Annotated in this window: 13 protein-coding genes; 11 read left to right on the top strand and 2 right to left on the bottom strand. The window is 40.1% G+C overall.

The features are described 5' to 3' along the window. The 9 genes from murD (at position 1) to lpxC (ending at position 9,792) form a co-directional block, all read left to right on the top strand. Positions 1-1,311, top strand: a complete 1,311-nt coding sequence (murD, locus tag DK858_RS07785) for a UDP-N-acetylmuramoyl-L-alanine--D-glutamate ligase (protein WP_109396909.1) — start codon at positions 1-3, stop codon at positions 1,309-1,311. Beyond that, entirely contained in the window at positions 1,311-2,504 is a 1,194-nt protein-coding gene (gene ftsW / locus DK858_RS07780) for a cell division protein FtsW (protein WP_109396908.1), read from the top strand. The genes murD and ftsW overlap by 1 nt, the downstream gene beginning before the upstream one ends. Beyond that, positions 2,501-3,583 carry an undecaprenyldiphospho-muramoylpentapeptide beta-N-acetylglucosaminyltransferase gene (murG, locus tag DK858_RS07775; RefSeq protein WP_109396907.1) on the top strand — a complete coding sequence of 361 codons (1,083 nt, stop codon included), beginning with the start codon at positions 2,501-2,503 and terminating at the stop codon, positions 3,581-3,583. The genes ftsW and murG overlap by 4 nt, the downstream gene beginning before the upstream one ends. Positions 3,584-3,624: 41 nt before the next feature. After that, positions 3,625-5,088 (top strand): UDP-N-acetylmuramate--L-alanine ligase, encoded by a 1,464-nt coding sequence (murC, locus tag DK858_RS07770; protein WP_109396906.1) that lies wholly within the window; start codon positions 3,625-3,627, stop codon positions 5,086-5,088. A 5-nt stretch (positions 5,089-5,093) separates the two neighbouring features. Further along, on the top strand, positions 5,094-5,450 hold the full coding sequence (locus DK858_RS07765) for a hypothetical protein (RefSeq protein ID WP_109396905.1): 357 nt from the start codon (positions 5,094-5,096) through the stop codon (positions 5,448-5,450). A gap of 1 nt (position 5,451) precedes the next feature. Further along, positions 5,452-6,237: a cell division protein FtsQ gene (ftsQ, locus tag DK858_RS07760; RefSeq protein ID WP_109396904.1), complete on the top strand. Its 786-nt coding sequence runs from the start codon at positions 5,452-5,454 to the stop codon at positions 6,235-6,237. Between the two features lie 45 nt (positions 6,238-6,282). Then, the gene (gene ftsA, locus DK858_RS07755) at positions 6,283-7,539 is read left to right on the top strand and encodes a cell division protein FtsA (RefSeq protein WP_006533748.1); all 1,257 of its coding nucleotides are present in this window, start codon (positions 6,283-6,285) and stop codon (positions 7,537-7,539) included. 70 nt (positions 7,540-7,609) lie between these two features. Next, positions 7,610-8,776 carry a cell division protein FtsZ gene (gene ftsZ, locus DK858_RS07750; RefSeq protein ID WP_072063378.1) on the top strand — a complete coding sequence of 389 codons (1,167 nt, stop codon included), beginning with the start codon at positions 7,610-7,612 and terminating at the stop codon, positions 8,774-8,776. Between the two features lie 98 nt (positions 8,777-8,874). Then, the gene (gene lpxC / locus DK858_RS07745; protein WP_109396984.1) at positions 8,875-9,792 is read left to right on the top strand and encodes a UDP-3-O-acyl-N-acetylglucosamine deacetylase; all 918 of its coding nucleotides are present in this window, start codon (positions 8,875-8,877) and stop codon (positions 9,790-9,792) included. 34 nt (positions 9,793-9,826) lie between these two features. On the opposite strand, the gene DK858_RS07740 is transcribed toward lpxC, so the two are convergent. Continuing rightward, positions 9,827-10,342 carry a DUF721 domain-containing protein gene (locus tag DK858_RS07740; protein WP_109396903.1) on the bottom strand — a complete coding sequence of 172 codons (516 nt, stop codon included), beginning with the start codon at positions 10,340-10,342 and terminating at the stop codon, positions 9,827-9,829. A 45-nt stretch (positions 10,343-10,387) separates the two neighbouring features. On the opposite strand from DK858_RS07740, the gene secM reads away from it, so the two are divergent. Together secM and secA are read left to right on the top strand one after the other, a co-directional pair. Beyond that, positions 10,388-10,915: a secA translation cis-regulator SecM gene (gene secM, locus DK858_RS07735; RefSeq protein WP_109396902.1), complete on the top strand. Its 528-nt coding sequence runs from the start codon at positions 10,388-10,390 to the stop codon at positions 10,913-10,915. Between the two features lie 97 nt (positions 10,916-11,012). Further along, the gene (gene secA / locus DK858_RS07730) at positions 11,013-13,721 is read left to right on the top strand and encodes a preprotein translocase subunit SecA (protein ID WP_109396901.1); all 2,709 of its coding nucleotides are present in this window, start codon (positions 11,013-11,015) and stop codon (positions 13,719-13,721) included. Positions 13,722-13,917: 196 nt separating this feature from the next. On the opposite strand, the gene hpmA is transcribed toward secA, so the two are convergent. Further along, positions 13,918-18,651 carry a calcium-independent hemolysin HpmA gene (hpmA, locus tag DK858_RS07725; protein ID WP_109396900.1) on the bottom strand — a complete coding sequence of 1,578 codons (4,734 nt, stop codon included), beginning with the start codon at positions 18,649-18,651 and terminating at the stop codon, positions 13,918-13,920. Positions 18,652-18,680 lie beyond the last annotated feature (29 nt).

Raw genomic sequence — 18,680 nt, 5'->3', positions numbered from 1 at the left:
ATGGCAAATTATCAGGGGAAAAAAGTGGTTGTTGTTGGGCTTGGAATAACAGGCCTTTCCTGCGTTGACTTTTTTATCCGCCAAGGTATTACACCTAAGGTTATTGATACACGCCAAAAACCAGGAGGCTTAGATAAGCTTCCTGTTGACGTTGAATATCATACAGGTAGTTTTCATCAAGCATGGCTTAACGATGCCGATTTAATTATCTCAAGTCCGGGGATTGCACTTTCGACACCTGCACTTGTTGAAGCTGCAAGTCATGGTGTTGAAATTGTTGGTGATATTGAATTGTTTTGTCGTGAAGCCAACGCACCTATTGTAGCAATTACTGGCTCTAACGGTAAAAGTACAGTGACAACACTGGTGGGGGAAATGGCAAGTGCCGATGGTATTCGCGTTGGCGTCGGTGGCAATATCGGTGTCCCAGCTCTGACCTTATTAACCGAGCCTCATGATTTATATGTATTAGAGTTATCGAGTTTTCAACTAGAAACGACTTATAGCTTAAAAGCAGCAGCTGCAACGGTATTAAATATTAGCGAAGATCATATGAATCGCTATCCGTTAGGATTAGAACAATATCGTGAAGCGAAATTGCGTATTTACGATAACGCTAAAACCTGTGTTTATAACGAAGATGATGCATTAACGTTACCTTTAGCGGGTAAAGATAATCGTTGTGTTAGCTTTGGTGTCGGACAAGGTGATTATCAGCTTGATAATATAAATCGCCAGTTAAAAGTGAAAGGTGAAAAAGTCCTTTCAACGGCTGAAATGTATCTTTCGGGACAGCATAATTATACCAATGCATTAGCGGCATTAGCACTTGCTGATGCCGTGGGTATTTCTCGTAAAGCTACAACAGAGGTGCTGAGAACATATCACGGTCTTGCTCATCGTTTTCAACTAGTTTATTCACACCAAAATGTACGTTGGATAAATGACTCGAAAGCCACCAATGTAGGAAGTACAGAAGCGGCATTACGAGGGCTTGAAGTTGAAGGTACATTACATCTTTTATTAGGTGGTGATGGTAAATCGGCTGATTTCACTTCTTTATTGCCTTATATCAGTGGAGATAATATTCGTCTGTACTGTTTTGGACAAGATGGACAAGCATTGGCAAATTTACGACCTGATGTCTCTTTATTAACAGTGACAATGGAAGAAGCCATGCGAGCCTTAGCGCCTACTGTGAAATCAGGAGATATGGTGTTGCTCTCTCCAGCATGTGCAAGCTTAGATCAGTTTAAATGTTTTGAGCAGCGTGGTGATGAATTTGCACGTTTAGCAAGGGAGCTTGGCTGATGAGCATATTCGCAATGCGAAGATTAAAACAGTGGCTAGTGGGCAGTTATCAAACTGAGAATACGGCATTTGTGCCGTATGATCGCACCTTGCTCTGGTTTACTTTCGGATTAGCGGTTGTCGGCTTTGTTATGGTGACATCGGCTTCAATGCCTGTTGGTCAACGTCTCGCAGAAGATCCTTTCTTATTTGCTAAACGTGATGGTATCTATATCGTTGTCGCATTTTTTATTGCGCTAGTTACTATGCGTATCCCAATGGCAATTTGGCAACGTTATAGCAGCTTAATGCTGTTTGGCTCGATACTCCTTTTATTGATGGTATTAGGGGTTGGGAGTTCAGTTAATGGTGCTTCACGTTGGATTGCGGTGGGGCCATTAAATTTCCAGCCAGCTGAATTATCAAAACTTGCACTGTTTTGCTATTTATCGAGCTATTTAGTCCGAAAAGTTGAAGAAGTCAGAAATAACTTTTGGGGTTTCTGTAAGCCGATGGGGGTGATGTTAGTATTGGCTGTCTTATTGTTATTACAGCCAGATTTAGGAACCGTTGTGGTTTTATTCGTAACAACATTAGCACTGCTATTTTTAGCCGGTGCTAAAATTTGGCAGTTTTTAGCGATTATCGGTTCAGGCATTGCAGCTGTTGTTATGTTGATTATTGTTGAACCTTACCGTGTTCGACGTATTACTTCTTTCTTAGAACCTTGGGAAGATCCATTTGGTAGCGGTTATCAGCTTACACAATCTCTAATGGCATTTGGCCGTGGCGATTTACTTGGACAAGGTTTAGGAAACTCAGTACAAAAACTAGAGTATTTACCTGAGGCGCATACCGACTTTATTTTCTCTATTCTTGCTGAAGAACTTGGTTATATCGGTGTGGTTTTGGTGCTTTTAATGGTATTCTTCATCGCTTTTCGCGCGATGCAAATTGGACGACGTGCGCTGATCCTCGATCAACGTTTTTCAGGCTTTTTAGCTTGTTCTATTGGGATCTGGTTTACATTCCAATCATTGGTCAATGTAGGTGCAGCAGCAGGCATGTTGCCAACAAAGGGATTAACCCTTCCTCTTATTAGTTATGGTGGTTCGAGCTTGATTATTATGTCAACCGCCATCGTGATGTTATTACGAATTGATTATGAAACACGTCTAGCACAAGCTCAGGCGTTTGTAAGGAGCCCGAAATGAGCGAGCGTAGACGCCGTCTAATGGTTATGGCTGGTGGTACTGGAGGACATGTATTCCCAGGACTGGCTGTTGCTCATTATCTACAATCTCAAGGTTGGGAAATCCGATGGTTAGGAACCGCGGATAGAATGGAAGCCGATTTAGTACCTAAACATGGTATTGAAATTGAATTTATTCGTATCTCAGGTTTACGTGGTAAAGGTATCAAAGCGTTAATCGTAGCCCCTATTCGTATTATTAAAGCGATTTTTCAAGCTCGTTCTATTATGAAACGTTATCAGCCCGATGCTGTGCTTGGTATGGGAGGGTACGTTTCAGGTCCCGGTGGCGTTGCTGCTTGGATGTGTGGGATACCTGTTATTTTGCATGAACAAAATGGTATCGCTGGATTAACTAATCGCTGGCTCTCAAAAATTGCGAAACGCGTATTACAGGCTTTTCCGGGCGCATTTCCTAATGCGCCAGTGGTTGGAAACCCTGTTCGTGAAGATGTGTTGGCACTTGAAGCACCTTCAGTTCGATTAAATGAGAGAACAGGGCCTATCCGTGTATTGATTATTGGTGGTAGCCAAGGCGCTAGAATTTTAAATCACACCTTACCCATAGTTGCAGGTTTACTAGGTGAACATGTTACAATCTGGCATCAAGCAGGAAAAGGTGGCGAAAGTGATACAAAAACACGCTATCAGAATGAATTAGCAAAAAATTCAGTTAAATCTGAATATAAAGTTACTGAATTTATTGATGATATAGCGCAAGCTTACCAATGGGCTGATGTTGTTGTATGTCGTTCCGGTGCATTAACAGTTAGCGAAATTGCCGCAGCGGGATTACCCGCTATTTTTGTTCCTTTCCAGCACAAAGATAGACAGCAATATTGGAATGCACTGCCGCTAGAAAAAGCGGGTGCCGCTCGAATTATCGAACAGAATGATTTAACTCCAGAAGTCATTGCTCAAACCCTGAAAAATTGGGATAGAAAAACCTTATTAGCGATGGCAGAAAAAGCAAAAAGTGTTGCGATTACGGATGCCACAGAGCGTGTAGCAAATGTAATAATCGAAGTGGCAAAAAAATAAACGTAACTTGTAACCATTAACTTAGAGTGAAGAAGTAAATAGTGAATACACAACAACTGGCAAAATTAAGATCGTTTGTGCCTGAAATGAGAAAAGTTAAGCATATTCACTTTATCGGCATCGGTGGTGCGGGTATGGGGGGAATTGCCGAAGTGTTGGCTAACGAAGGCTATGAAATCAGCGGTTCTGATTTAGCTCCAAACGTTGTCACACAACAGCTCGTTGCCTTAGGCGCGACAGTCTATTTTAATCATCGCCCTGAAAATATTCGTGGCGCAAGTGTTGTTGTGGTTTCGACAGCAATCAGTGCTGAAAACCCTGAGATTATTGCCGCAAGAGAAGCACGTATCCCCGTTATTCGTCGTGCTGAAATGTTGGCTGAATTAATGCGTTATCGTCATGGTGTAGCGATTGCCGGAACACATGGTAAAACCACAACAACAGCAATGATTTCAAATATTTATGCGCAGGCAGGTTTAGATCCTACTTTTGTTAATGGTGGGCTTGTTAAATCGGCTGGCACACATGCTCGTTTAGGTTGCAGTCGTTATTTAATTGCTGAAGCTGATGAAAGCGATGCATCGTTTTTACATTTACAACCTATGGTTGCGGTCGTTACCAATATCGAAGCAGACCATATGGACACATATCACGGTAATTTTGACAATCTAAAAGAGACATTTATTACCTTTTTGCACAATCTACCGTTCTATGGTCGTGCAGTGATGTGTCTGGATGACGATGTCATTCGTTCGATTATTCCTAAAGTGGGTCGCTATATTACGACTTATGGCTTTAGTGAAGATGCTGATGTTCGTATTACGCATTATGAACAAAAAGGTGCTCAGGGCTTTTTCACGATTTCTCGTGAAGGTATGCCAGATTTACACGTTGTATTAAATGCACCTGGTCGCCATAACGCATTGAATGCGACAGCTGCGGTCGCTGTAGCAACAGAAGAAGGTATTGCTGACGAAGATATTTTAGCCGCATTACTTAACTTCCAAGGGACTGGACGTCGTTTTGACTTCTTGGGTAACTATGGGCTTGAGCATGTTAATGGTCAAGAAGGTGAAGTGATGCTAGTGGATGATTATGGTCATCATCCAACAGAAGTTGATGCAACGATTAAAGCCGCGAGAGCAGGATGGCCAGATAAACGTCTAGTGATGATTTTCCAACCTCATCGCTATACACGTACTCGTGATTTATATGAAGACTTTGCCACTGTTCTCAATCAGGTTGATATTTTATTATTAACAGATGTTTATTCTGCAGGAGAAGCACCTATTGCAGGGGCTGATAGTCGCTCACTTTGTCGGACCATTCGCCAACGTGGAAAGCTAGATCCTATATGGGTTTCTGATGTGTCGAATATTTCGTCAATATTAGCGGGCGTATTAACAGATAATGATCTTGTGTTAGTTCAAGGTGCTGGAAATATTGGTAAAATAGCGCGTCGCTTAGCCGATACGAAATTACAGCCATCTTTCAGCGAGGATTAAGGCGGATGTTTGAGCAAGTGAACATCATTTATAGTGAAACAGTCCATAAAGTCGCTGTAATGATGGTGTGTTATGAGGAAAATAACACGATATTAGCGAAAAAAATGATCGAGAATTCGCTTGCTCAAATCTGTGTTGAGAAGAAATTTCAGTTAAAAAGTAAGAAAAACGAAGAAAAATTCGCAATTTCTTCTTTTAAAGTAAATAATTCTCAACAGATTGAACAATTTAGTGATTTAATTATCAAACCTAAAAGTGTTCATAAAGTATATATATGTGGGAAAAATATTAATCGCTGGAATATCGGACAAAAGGATGGGCGATTCTCTTGTTTAAACGTTGCTCAGGAGTTAGTGGGTTAATATGTCACAAGCAGCGCTAAATATAAAAGAACACAAAGAGAAGCAACATTCTGACAGACCGAGTAATGGTACTTATTTATCAGGATTAATCTTTTTCTTATGTGTGATTGCCACCATCGTTTGGGGTGGGATACAAGTGGTTAATTGGATGAAAGACGCAGACCGTCTACCAATTTCAAAACTTGTATTAACGGGTGAACGGTATTACACAACGAATGATGATGTGCGTCAGGCCATTTTATCTTTAGGACAGCCGGGCACATTTATGACACAGGATGTGAATATCATTCAGCAAAAAATTGAACGTATGCCATGGATTAGGCTAGTCACTGTTCGTAAACAGTGGCCTGATGAACTTAAAATCCATCTGGTAGAATATGTTCCCTTTACCCGCTGGAATGATACTTACTTTCTTGATAAAGAAGGGCGCGTTTTCAGTCTGCCAACTCAGTTGGAAAACAAAGGAAGCTATCCTTTGTTATACGGCCCTCAAGGAAGTGAAAAAATGGTGTTATCAGGTTATATAGCAATGAGAGATCAGCTTCTTGCAAATAACCTGCATTTAAAAGCAGCGTCAATGTCTGCCCGTCAAGGATGGCAATTAGTTTTAGACAATGATGTTCGATTGGAGTTAGGACGTAAGGATAACGAAAAACGGATCGCTCGCTTTATTGAGTTGTATCCGATACTGCAACAACAAACAGATAAGCGTGTTGATTACGTAGATCTGCGTTATGACAGCGGTGGTGCAGTCGGATGGGCTCCTTTATTACTTGAGAATGAATAAACAAGACGTGGCAGATGACACGATGACGGCGAAGGCAGAACAATAATGATCAAAGCGACGGACAGAAAATTAGTAGTTGGTCTTGAGATTGGTACGGCCAAAGTAGCCACCCTTGTCGGTGAGATCCTGCCTGATGGTGTAGTGAATATTATCGGGGTGGGAAGTTGTCCATCTCGGGGCATGGATAAAGGTGGCGTTAATGATCTCGAATCTGTCGTAAAATGTGTGCAACGGGCGGTAGATCAGGCTGAGTTGATGGCTGACTGTCAAATATCTTCAGTGTATTTGGCGTTATCAGGCAAACACATCAGTTGCCAAAATGAGATTGGTATGGTGCCAATCTCAGAAGAAGAAGTGACTCAAGATGATGTTGATAGCGTGGTTCATACCGCGAAATCAGTCAAAGTAAAAGATGAACACCGTGTTTTACACGTTATACCGCAAGAGTATGCCATTGATTATCAAGAAGGGATCAAGAACCCAGTTGGATTATCGGGCGTGCGTATGCAGGCTAAAGTTCATTTAATTACCTGCCATAACGATATGGCAAAGAATATTGTAAAAGCAGTTGAACGCTGTGGGTTAAAGGTGGATCAGCTGATTTTTGCAGGACTCGCTTCAAGTTTCGCTGTATTAACAGAAGATGAACGTGAATTAGGTGTATGTGTTGTTGATATTGGTGGCGGTACGATGGATATTGCTATTTATACCGGTGGCGCATTAAGACATACCCGCGTTATTCCTTATGCAGGCAATGTTGTAACCAGTGATATCGCCTATGCGTTTGGCACTCCGCCAAATGATGCTGAAGCTATCAAAGTTCGCCATGGCTGTGCATTAGGTTCTTTAGTTGGTAAAGATGAGAATGTCGAAGTTCCAAGTGTCGGAGGTAGACCACCAAGAAGTCTGCAACGACAAACTCTTGCTGAGGTGATTGAGCCTCGTTATACCGAACTGCTCAATCTTGTTAATGAAGAGATTTTAAAAGTTCAAGAACAGTTACGCCAGCAAGGGATTAAGCATCATTTAGCCGCAGGTATTGTGCTAACAGGTGGTGCTGCACAGATTGATGGACTTGTTGAATGTGCTCAACGTGTTTTCCACACGCAAGTACGGATCGGTAAACCGTTAAATATTACCGGGCTAACAGATTATGCGCAGGATCCCTACTATTCAACAGCGGTTGGGCTTTTGCATTACGGTAAAGAGTCTCACTTTGGTGAGGAAACTGAAACCGAGAAACGCTCTGCTGTCAGTGGTTTATTTAAAAAACTTACTGGTTGGCTAAAAAGAGAGTTTTAATAATCAGACAAATTTTAAAAGAGGTCGTTTGAGCAAGCGACCCTGAGAAGGCACAAAACGGAGAGAAATTATGTTTGAACCTATGGAATTAACCAACGATGCGGTGATCAAAGTCATCGGCGTTGGTGGCGGCGGCGGTAATGCGGTTGAGCACATGGTTCGTGAACGTATTGAAGGCGTAGATTTCTTTGCAGTCAATACGGATGCTCAAGCGCTACGTAAAACAGCGGTCGGACAGACTATTCAAATTGGTAATGCCATTACGAAAGGCTTAGGTGCAGGTGCAAATCCTGAAGTAGGCCGTAATGCTGCTGAGGAAGATCGCGAAGGGTTGCGTGCAGCACTTGAAGGTGCCGATATGGTCTTTATCGCAGCGGGTATGGGCGGTGGTACTGGTACTGGTGCTGCGCCTGTTGTTGCAGAAGTGGCTAAAGAATTAGGTATTTTGACGGTTGCTGTGGTGACTAAGCCTTTTAATTTTGAAGGCAAAAAACGCATGGCATTTGCTGAGCAAGGTATTACTGAGTTATCAAAACACGTTGACTCATTAATCACTATTCCAAATGACAAATTATTAAAAGTACTTGGTCGTGGAATTTCATTATTAGATGCGTTCGGCGCAGCTAATGATGTATTAAAAGGCGCCGTTCAAGGTATCGCTGAGCTAATTACTCGCCCTGGTTTAATGAACGTTGACTTTGCTGACGTAAGAACTGTGATGTCTGAAATGGGTTATGCCATGATGGGCTCGGGTGCTGCGAAAGGTGAAGATCGTGCTGAAGAAGCCGCAGAGATGGCGATTTCAAGCCCATTATTGGAAGATATCGACTTATCTGGCGCACGTGGTGTATTAGTCAACATCACAGCAGGTTTTGATTTACGTCTTGATGAATTTGAAACAGTGGGTAATACCATTCGTGCATTTGCATCAGATAATGCGACTGTGGTTATCGGTACATCCCTTGACCCAGAAATGAATGATGAATTGCGTGTTACTGTTGTTGCAACAGGTATTGGCATGGATAAACGTCCAGAAATTACCTTGGTAACTAATAAACAGAATCAGCAAAGCGCAATGGAGAATCGTTACCAGCAAATGCAAAACAGCATGTCTTCTTTCTCTTCCGTAGAAGAAAGTAAGCCTGCTGCTAAAGCCGTTAACGAACAATCTACTCAGTCAAACAAAGAACCGGATTATTTAGATATCCCTGCGTTCTTGAGAAAACAGGCTGATTAATCGCCAAAAAGATTGGCATCTCCGCTTTTTGTGCTAAACTGTCCTGCCAATTATAAGTATAATGATTGGTAGGACGGATAACATTGCGAGATAAAATGATGATCAAACAACGGACATTAAAACGAATTGTACAAGCAACTGGTGTGGGACTTCACACGGGTAAAAAAGTTACGCTTACAATGCGTCCGGCGCCAGCAAACACTGGGGTCATCTACCGTCGTACTGACTTAAATCCACCGGTGGATTTTCCAGCAGACGCAAAATCAGTTCGTGACACTATGTTATGTACTTGCTTAGTTAACGAAGACGATGTGCGTATATCAACCGTTGAGCATTTAAACGCAGCACTGGCTGGTTTAGGCATTGATAATATTGTAATTGAAGTGAATGCACCTGAAATCCCAATTATGGATGGAAGTGCGGCACCTTTTGTTTTCTTGTTACTTGATGCAGGTATCGAAGAACTTCGTACGGCGAAGAAATTCATTCGCATCAAAGAAACTGTACGTGTAGAAGAAGGTGATAAATGGGCAGAAATGCGCCCATACAATGGGTTTAAACTAGATTTTACTATCGATTTTAATCACCCAGCCATTGATTCAAGTACACAGCGTTATAAATTAGATTTCTCCGCTGAATCTTTTATGAGCCAAATTAGCCGTGCTCGTACTTTTGGATTTATGCGTGATATCGAATATTTACAATCTAAAGGATTGTGTTTAGGCGGAAGCTTCGATTGTGCAATCGTAGTTGATGACTATCGAGTTCTCAACGATGATGGTCTGCGTTTTGAAGATGAGTTCGTTCGTCACAAAATGTTGGATGCAATCGGTGATTTATTTATGTGTGGCTATAACATTATCGGTGAATTCACCGCGTTTAAATCAGGTCACGCACTAAACAATAAATTGCTCCAAGCTGTATTAGCAAAAGAATCTGCATGGGAATTTGTAACATTTGAAGACGAAGCGCAAATGCCAGTAGCCTTCAAAGCTCCCTCAATGGTCTTTGCTTAATTCCTGTGAAGGAAAGCACATTAATTATCTCTAATTAATGTTCATCTTTGGCTGTACTTGTACTCTCTCCGGCAAGTGCAGCCAACCGTTCTAATTTCTCTCTTAATTTCTTCGGGCTTTTCTCTGCTAAATACTTTAATGATTGCGCGCTTTCTAAACTTAAGTGACGTCTTTTGGTCGGCTCTTGCTCTTTTAATGATGATATTAAAGATCTTTTTTCTGGTTTTATGCCTAAAGAAGGATTTATTTTGATGTCTATTGAAGATAAGGATGGTAAAATTTCTTGTCTCAATGCGGAAAGTAATGAAGGGCTTTCATAACGTAAGCGAGTTAACCAACTTGCGTTTGCAACTTCAATAATTAAAATAGCATTGCGGTAATTGGCGACACGGCATTTATCTCGTAAAGGAATAGGTAAAAGAGCCATGACGGCGCGATTTAATTTTAGTAAAATCGTTGCACGCTGTTGTATAAGTTGTAATGTACTCTTGTTGGAACCTTCAAGTTCAATGAAGATTTTTTCCAATGATTGTGGGTAACTATCCCGCATAGATTTTGACTCCACAAAATAAAGATTAATGAGCAACGAAGGTTAATGAGCATTATAAGTTTTTGGCGACAGTTTGGCAGACGATATTTTTGGTCGCATCTGCTTTTAGGGATGGTAGCAGCAGGTATTGGAATACCTTCGCTGTTGTCTGCTCATGCCGAGAATCCACAGCAAACTGATACCCCTTCATCTCAAAACCGTCAAAGTCAGGCGCTTATTGCGTTTGATAACTTATTCTTACGCCAAAGTGTACAGAATCCTGCATCATCATTCACCTTTAATTACTGGCAACAACACGCTGTAAAAAATGTAATTAAACAGCTCTCTTTTGCATTCACCATTAATTCGCCGGAATTGATGGTGAAAGCCAAAGATGAACCGTTACCTGTTTCTAATGTTGCAGCGGTTATGCTTGATACGCTGTATGCTTTATTAACAGAGACTCCATCATCTGCATTAAGTAACCTTCCTCTTTCTGGCTATGTTTTAGTACAGAATACAAATTCCTATCATACCGGCTTATGGCTTGCACAAATCCGCGGTATTCGTGCAGGGCCTTACCTAACAGCTTAATTGGGTCACTTAATCTAATAAGATTATGATTATCTCTGTTTATATAGATACAGAGGCTTTTTTCGGCGTTTCACGCCATAAATGAGAATAAAGATTTATGTTAGGTAAAATTGTAACCAAAATTTTTGGTAGTCGTAATGATCGTACAATCCGTCGTATGCGAAAAGTTGTTAATGAAATTAATAAACTAGAGCCTGAGTTTGAAAAACTGACTGACGTTGAACTAAAAGCAAAAACAAATGAATTTCGTGAGCGTTTAAAAAACGGTGAAAAAGAAGAAGATATTTTACCTGAAGCATTTGCCACTGTTCGTGAAGCAAGTAAGCGCGTCTTTGGTATGCGCCATTTCGATGTGCAGTTAATTGGTGGTATGGTTCTAAATGAGCGTTGTATCGCAGAAATGCGTACAGGTGAAGGTAAAACATTAACTGCAACATTACCTGCATACTTAAATGCACTATCAGGTAAAGGGGTTCACGTTGTTACCGTCAATGACTATCTGGCACAGCGTGACGCCGAAAATAACCGTCCTCTGTTTGAATTCTTAGGTTTAAGCGTCGGTATCAACTTGCCAAATATGGCGCCACCAGTAAAACGTGAAGCTTATAATGCTGATATTACTTATGGTACGAACAATGAATTCGGTTTCGACTACCTACGTGACAACATGGCATTTAGTCCTCAAGAGCGTGTTCAACGTAAATTACACTATGCATTAGTGGATGAGGTTGACTCAATCTTAATCGATGAAGCACGTACACCACTGATCATATCAGGTCCAGCAGAAGACAGTTCTGAACTTTATATCCAAATGAATAAAGTGATCCCTCACTTGATTCCTCAAGAAAAAGAAGATTCAGATACTTTCCAAGGTGAAGGTGATTATTCTGTTGATGAAAAAACACGTCAAGTGAATATCACTGAACGCGGCCTGGTTAAAATCGAAGGGTTATTAGCAGATGCAGGTATGATGAAAGAAGGGGAGTCTTTATACTCACCAGCTAATATTATGCTCATGCACCATGTGACAGCCGCATTGCGTGCTCATGCACTGTTTACTAAAGATGTTGACTACATCGTTAAAGATGGCGAAGTGATCATTGTTGACGAACATACGGGTCGTACAATGCAAGGCCGTCGTTGGTCTGATGGTTTACACCAAGCAGTTGAAGCTAAAGAAGGTGTGAAGATCCAAAATGAGAACCAGACATTAGCGTCAATCACATTCCAAAACTATTTCCGCTTATACGAAAAATTAGCAGGGATGACGGGTACTGCGGACACTGAAGCGTTTGAATTTAACTCTATCTATCGCTTAGAAACAATTGTTATCCCAACTAACCGTCCAATGGTGCGTAAAGATCTCCCTGACTTAGTTTATATGAATGAGCAAGGTAAATTTGCGGCCATTATTGAAGATATTCGTGAACGTACTAAAAATGGTCAACCTGTTCTTGTCGGTACTATTTCAATTGAAAAATCAGAAGAGATTTCTAAAGCACTGACTAAAGCGAATGTTCACCATAACGTGCTGAATGCGAAATTCCACGCAATGGAAGCGGATATTATTGCTAATGCAGGTTTACCTTCAGCGGTAACTATCGCAACTAACATGGCGGGTCGTGGTACTGATATCGTGTTAGGAGGGAGTTGGCAAACTGAAGTAGCTAAACTTGAAGAGCCAACTGAAGAGCAAATCGAAGAAATCAAAGCTAAATGGAAAGAGCGCCATGATGCAGTATTAGCATCAGGTGGTTTACATATTATTGGTACTGAACGTCACGAATCTCGTCGTATTGATAACCAGTTACGTGGACGTGCGGGGCGTCAAGGGGATGAAGGTTCATCTCGTTTCTATTTATCTATGGAAGACTCCCTAATGCGTATTTTTGCTTCAGATAAAGTGTCTGGCATGATGCGTAAATTAGGTATGAATGAAACAGAAGCGATTGAGCACCCATGGGTAACTAAAGCAATTGCAAACGCACAGCGTAAAGTAGAAAACCGCAACTTTGATATTCGTAAACAACTACTCGAATATGATGATGTGGCCAATGACCAACGTCGTGCAATTTATACTCAGCGTAATGAATTATTGGATGTTGCAGATGTAAGCGAAACTATCGATAGCATTCGTCAAGATGTCTTCACTTCAATGATTGATAACTATATTCCACCTCAATCACTGGAAGAAATGTGGGATATTGAAGGTTTAACGGCATGTCTACAAAAAGACTTTGATTTAAATCTACCAATCAAAGAGTGGTTAGATAAAGAGCCTGAATTACACGAAGAAACATTACGTGAGCGTATTTTAGAAAAATCTATTGAAGTCTATAAAGCGAAAGAAGAGATCGTCAGTGCTGAAATGATGCGTAACTTTGAAAAAGGCGTGATGTTACAAACGCTGGATTCACTGTGGAAAGAGCACTTAGCAGCAATGGATTATTTACGTCAAGGTATCCATTTACGTGGTTACGCACAAAAAGATCCAAAACAAGAGTACAAACGTGAATCGTTCGCTATGTTTGCTAATATGTTAGAATCACTGAAATATGAAGTGATTAGCACATTAAGCAAAGTACAAGTTCGTTTACCTGAAGAAGTTGAAGAGTTAGAACGCCGTCGTCGTGAAGAAGCAGAGCGTTTAGCTAAACAGCAACAATTAAGCCATGAAGTGACAAAAGAGTCTCAAATGTCAGCAGTAGATGGTCAAGTTGCTGCAGGTAAAAAAGTTGGTCGTAATGAACCATGCCCTTGTGGATCTGGTAAGAAATTTAAGCATTGTCATGGTCAGTTAGGTTAATTTATTTATCCTGATAACAAGTGTGTAATGTACTGATTAAAAAGATCCACTTAGTCATAAGTGGGTCTTTTTTGTTTTACAGAACATATTCTGTTTTTCATTTTGAAATTGATCTATAAAACCCGCTTATTGTAATAATAAGCGGGTTTGGTTTACAAAAGAAAAAGAATAGGCATTACTCTTTTATGGGAGGCTATTATTTTTCAGAAATAGACGATTTTGTATTTACTGTTTCATTAACTTTAACAGGTGATTTTAATGATAGGTCACCACCTGCAAGTTGTTTCACTAAATCAACCGCAGATGATTTCAGATCAAGATCTGCGCCTGCTTCATATTGATGGCCTTCAATATTGTTTAATTGAACGTTGCTACCGCCTAAATCAACCTGACCTTGCTCACTTTTAATTTCAGATCCTGTCAGTTTGGTTGTACCATTTACATTCAATAAAATATCATTTTTGCTTGTTAAGGTTGTGGTTTGGTTAACCGCATCATTATCAATATGAGAAACTTTAATATCCGCGTTCGCCGTATGGCCTTCAGCGCCTGTTACGATATTTTTGATACTATTGCCTACAGTACCAACGCCTTTATCAATTTTAGCTTTTGTTTCTCCACTGATACCGGTTTTATCTGCGATAGTGGAAGAAAGTGAATTGTATTTATCAGAGATAACATCAGTTGCAGATTTAATACCTGAATCAATAGTTTCTTTGATAGTGTCTTCTAATAGTGATCCACCTGCTTCGGCTGTTTTATTAACTTGGCTAGATTTAGGATCATTGTTGTGGTTGTAACCAATATTTACATCAACATTAACGTGACGATCGCTGTCTTTTTGACTTGTTACGGTAAAGTCACCGCCCACATTACCCGTTATATTATCTGCAGAAACATTTGCACCAGAAAGATCGAGATTTTTGTCACTATTTATTGCTAGTGAGCCAGTTTTTACTGAAGCATTTTGGTGTGTGGATTTCTGTTGATCTTCAACGTTGACTAAAACTTTGCCACCAATATCATGGATAGAGGTCGTTGGGTTTTCTTCAGTCACTTCTTTTGGCGTCGTATTAGTTTGTTTGCCATTTAAAGAGATATCTGTACCCCAATTATTTTTGTAATCCGTGGATTGTGCTGATGTCAGTGTGGTGTCACCAGATTGAGAAGTTAATTGCGTATCTTTGCTATTAACTTTAGTCCCTTGAAGATTAACTGAGCTACCGTTAATAGTTAAATTGCCTTGATTAGCAATGGTTCCACCGTCACGAGAGACTGTTTTCTCATCTTGTTTACCAATAGCAAACTCAGCGCCACCTAACCCATTGATAGAAGATGATTTATCTTCCGTTTTTTGACCGAATCCCGCTTGTAATCCACCGGATAAGTTCTTACCTGTTTCAGTACGTTGAGATTCTGCTGCTTGGAAATCAACTTTATTAGTTGCAGTCAGAACAACATCATTTTCACTGGTTAAATGAGTTCCTTGTAAACTCAGATTATGACCTGAATTTAACTCAATACCTTGAGAGCCATTTACTGAACCAGCTTTCGCTGTTGTCTGATCTTTTTGATGATTTGCACCACCTGCGTTAAAGCCACCACCATAATCTTTACTGTCTGGTGTTGTACCTACTTTCAGGTTTGCACTGCCATTTACATTATGTTGATTTTCAGAATGAGTATCTGTTGCTTGTGCAAGCGTTAGATCCCCGCCAGCATTAATGACAGTTTTACCATCTTGTGCATCAAACTTAGTGCCTTCATAATGTGCATCTTCATGTACATTAATATTGATATTGCCGGTGGAGTTAAATTGGCTACCATTAGCTTTTGTTGTGGTTAGACTTGTATCAGAGGTTTTACCTTCACCTTTAATTGCAACAGTAATGTCGTTGCCAGTTTTTGTGCTGACTCCAACTTGACCACCCCCCGTTGTTTCATGGAAGGACTCTTGGTGTTTATTTTGTGCCGCTTCACTGCGGTGAGTGTTAGCCGTTAGTGCAATATCACCTTGAGTCGATTGATAATGCGTACCTTGGTCATGTAACGTTTTATTACTGTCAGTATTAATTTTACCCGCAGTAATTGATGTTGAAACCGCTTGGCTATCGCTTTGTGATTTCTGGCTACCGCCACCTTTGATACCAACCTCAACACCTACATTAGGTGATTCTAAGTTACTTAAATTAGCAAGATTACTAATGGCATCTTTAGCGGTGATTTTTTTATCTAAATCCGTATTATTCTCTGGTTTTGTGGTATCAATTCCGCCTTCTACAGCTTTCTTAATTGGTTGAGTTACACCACTGTAATCAAGATTAACACCCACATCGACACCGATGTTTAAGGTATCTGTTTTCGATGTTGCACTATCATTTGCAGCAAGGTGATTGATATTTTCACCTGATTCTTTATATGCACCGTCAACTTTGTGTGATGCACCTTGATGCGTCACATCATTGTTTGCAGTAATGGTTAAATCACCTGCAACTTGAGTTTCGCTACCTTTATTTTTGGTGATCTCAGTTGTTGTATGTTGTTTGTCATACTGGAAATCAGCTTTACTACCGATTTTATCAACACCACCAGTATAGCTAAAACCACCTGAAATGGTTCTATCTGTACTCTCTGTTTCTTTTTTGTTTTCTGTTGAAACAAAAGCAACATTGTCACCAGAGACAGTGGCATTACCTGCGGTTGTTTTTAAATCAGAGCCGGCAAAAGTGACATCTTTATCCGCTTGAACTTTAACACTACTACCACTAATAGCAGATCCTACTTGTTCAGTTTCAGTGCTATTATTTTTATTGGATGTATGAGTAATATGAAAACCTGCGCTATATTGTTTGTCTTCAACTTCTTTAGCGTGACCGGTGATCTCTAATGATGTTTTTTCATCATTGATTTTTGTGGTTTGTTGTGCAGATTTAACGTTGATGTCACCTAAAGACTCAATACCTAACTCGTTGGCACTTTTTATTAAGCTACCAATTACATTAACATCTTTGCCACTGACCACGGTTAACGCTGCATCAGAAACCAATTCACTACCAGTTGAATGCTGTTGATTAGTTTCATTCTTGTGGGAATTTTTAGTGATGTTAAATGCAGTGCCTGTACGTTCATCTGTTTTAGTGATGGTTTCGCTAATCGCATTATCAATAACAACATCACCTTGAGTCGTTTTAACAAAAGCACCTTGGCTGCCTTTGACTTGGCTACCTGTGACTTTGACACTGTTATCTGCTGCAAGTAACAGTTGTCCATCGGCCGTTAATTGTGTTGAATGGCTGACTTCTTGTTTGTTGTTATTGTTCTTATTATTACCCCCGCCGATACCCCCCCAAACAACATGATTGTCGGTGACGGTTTTATCATTGTTGGTATTTTGCACATTAAGATTGATATTCTCTTTAGCATTAATGACAACATTTTCATTGGAATGTAAGTTTGCACCTTGAGTAGTAACAGAACCTTCAGCATTTAATCCCAGCGTTTTACCTGCGGTCAATTCACTCGCTTTTAAAGTTTCTGTTTGATGACTATTGTTCCAGCTACCTGTCTCTAAACGAGAGGTATGATTACGTTTATAGCCATTTTCACTGCGACTTTCTTTCTCAACCAACCCATTGATATTGATATCTTTATTGGCATTAATTGCTAGTGTGTTACCCGCATTAACTTTGGAACCTTCAAGTGTTACATCACCTTTAGTTGCCGTTAATGTTGCACTATTTTTGGCATCAATATGGCTACCAACTTGTTGTACTAGTTCTTTTTCTTTAGTGACATCATATTGCCAAGAATAGAACCAACGATTGTCAGTATCTGTCTCTTTTTGCTGTAACTGTTTGCCATCAACTGTTAAATGTGCACCTTGTAATAAAATATCATCACCCATTAAATCAGAGGCTTTGATTTGGTTTTTATTATCAGCGACCAAAGTGATATTTTTACCTTTTAACTCTGTTTTTGTCAGAGTCTGGCTAGAACCACTGTTATTAACAGCAATACCGCCACGGTAATTTTGATAGTTTTCACTACCATCTTTGTCGTAACTGTCATAACGAACTTGGCTATCCGTTTGAATATTATCCGCTCTAACACTTAATTCGTTATCAGCAACAAATTTACCTGTTAATTTAACCCCACTCCCTTCTGCGGTATTAATAATACGGATACGACCAGATTGCATACTTCCAAAGAAATAACTATCTAAAGCAGACGTGGGTTTTTGTGATGAAAGAATATCAAAACGTTGAGAGAACGTATTTTGACCTGTTAATGCAGAAATCTCAGCTGCGGTTATTTTACCTCGGCTATCAATGCGAGGTGCAATTAAATCTAAAAGACTAGGGGCATGTAATCCATTTTTACCAATAGAAAGTAAATTTGTATTATTAAGCGTGCTATAACCTTTTAATTCACCATTTTCAAACAGTGGATTACCTACAACCAAAGAAGAGCGACTGGTATTGATAAAACCGCATCCATCACAGGTAATACCATTTGGGTTAGAAAGTACATATTCAGCAGCTATACCAAAAACTTCTTGCTGACCTAATAAGAACGAAGGGTTACGACTAACAACTTCGTTTAAAATCAAAGAAGCTGCTTGTCCATTTAAGTTGCTGTTAGCATTTAGCTGTCCAGCAAGTTGTGATTGTCCTGCCTCTAAAGCGTTGTTAAAAACAGCGCCTGGTTTACCTACATTAAAGTCTTGATATTGGTTATGAGAGATACCTTCGTTATTTGGTGTAACGATATTAATGACTTGAGTACCACCATTAACTGATGAAACATTTGGTCCTTGATTGCCCGCATCAGGAACAATACCGCCAGCATATGCATTTAGTGATACGAAAATAATCGCTAAAGATGCAGCAAGCCTACCCGAAGGAGATAGCTTAAAGTTTTTTGATTTCATAGAGTTTTCTCCGTTTATTGCTATGAGTT

This window comes from Proteus faecis, from assembly GCF_003144395.1.
In the GTDB taxonomy this organism is placed as follows: Bacteria; Pseudomonadota; Gammaproteobacteria; order Enterobacterales; family Enterobacteriaceae; genus Proteus; species Proteus faecis.
This window is presented reverse-complemented; position numbering and strand designations above follow the sequence as displayed.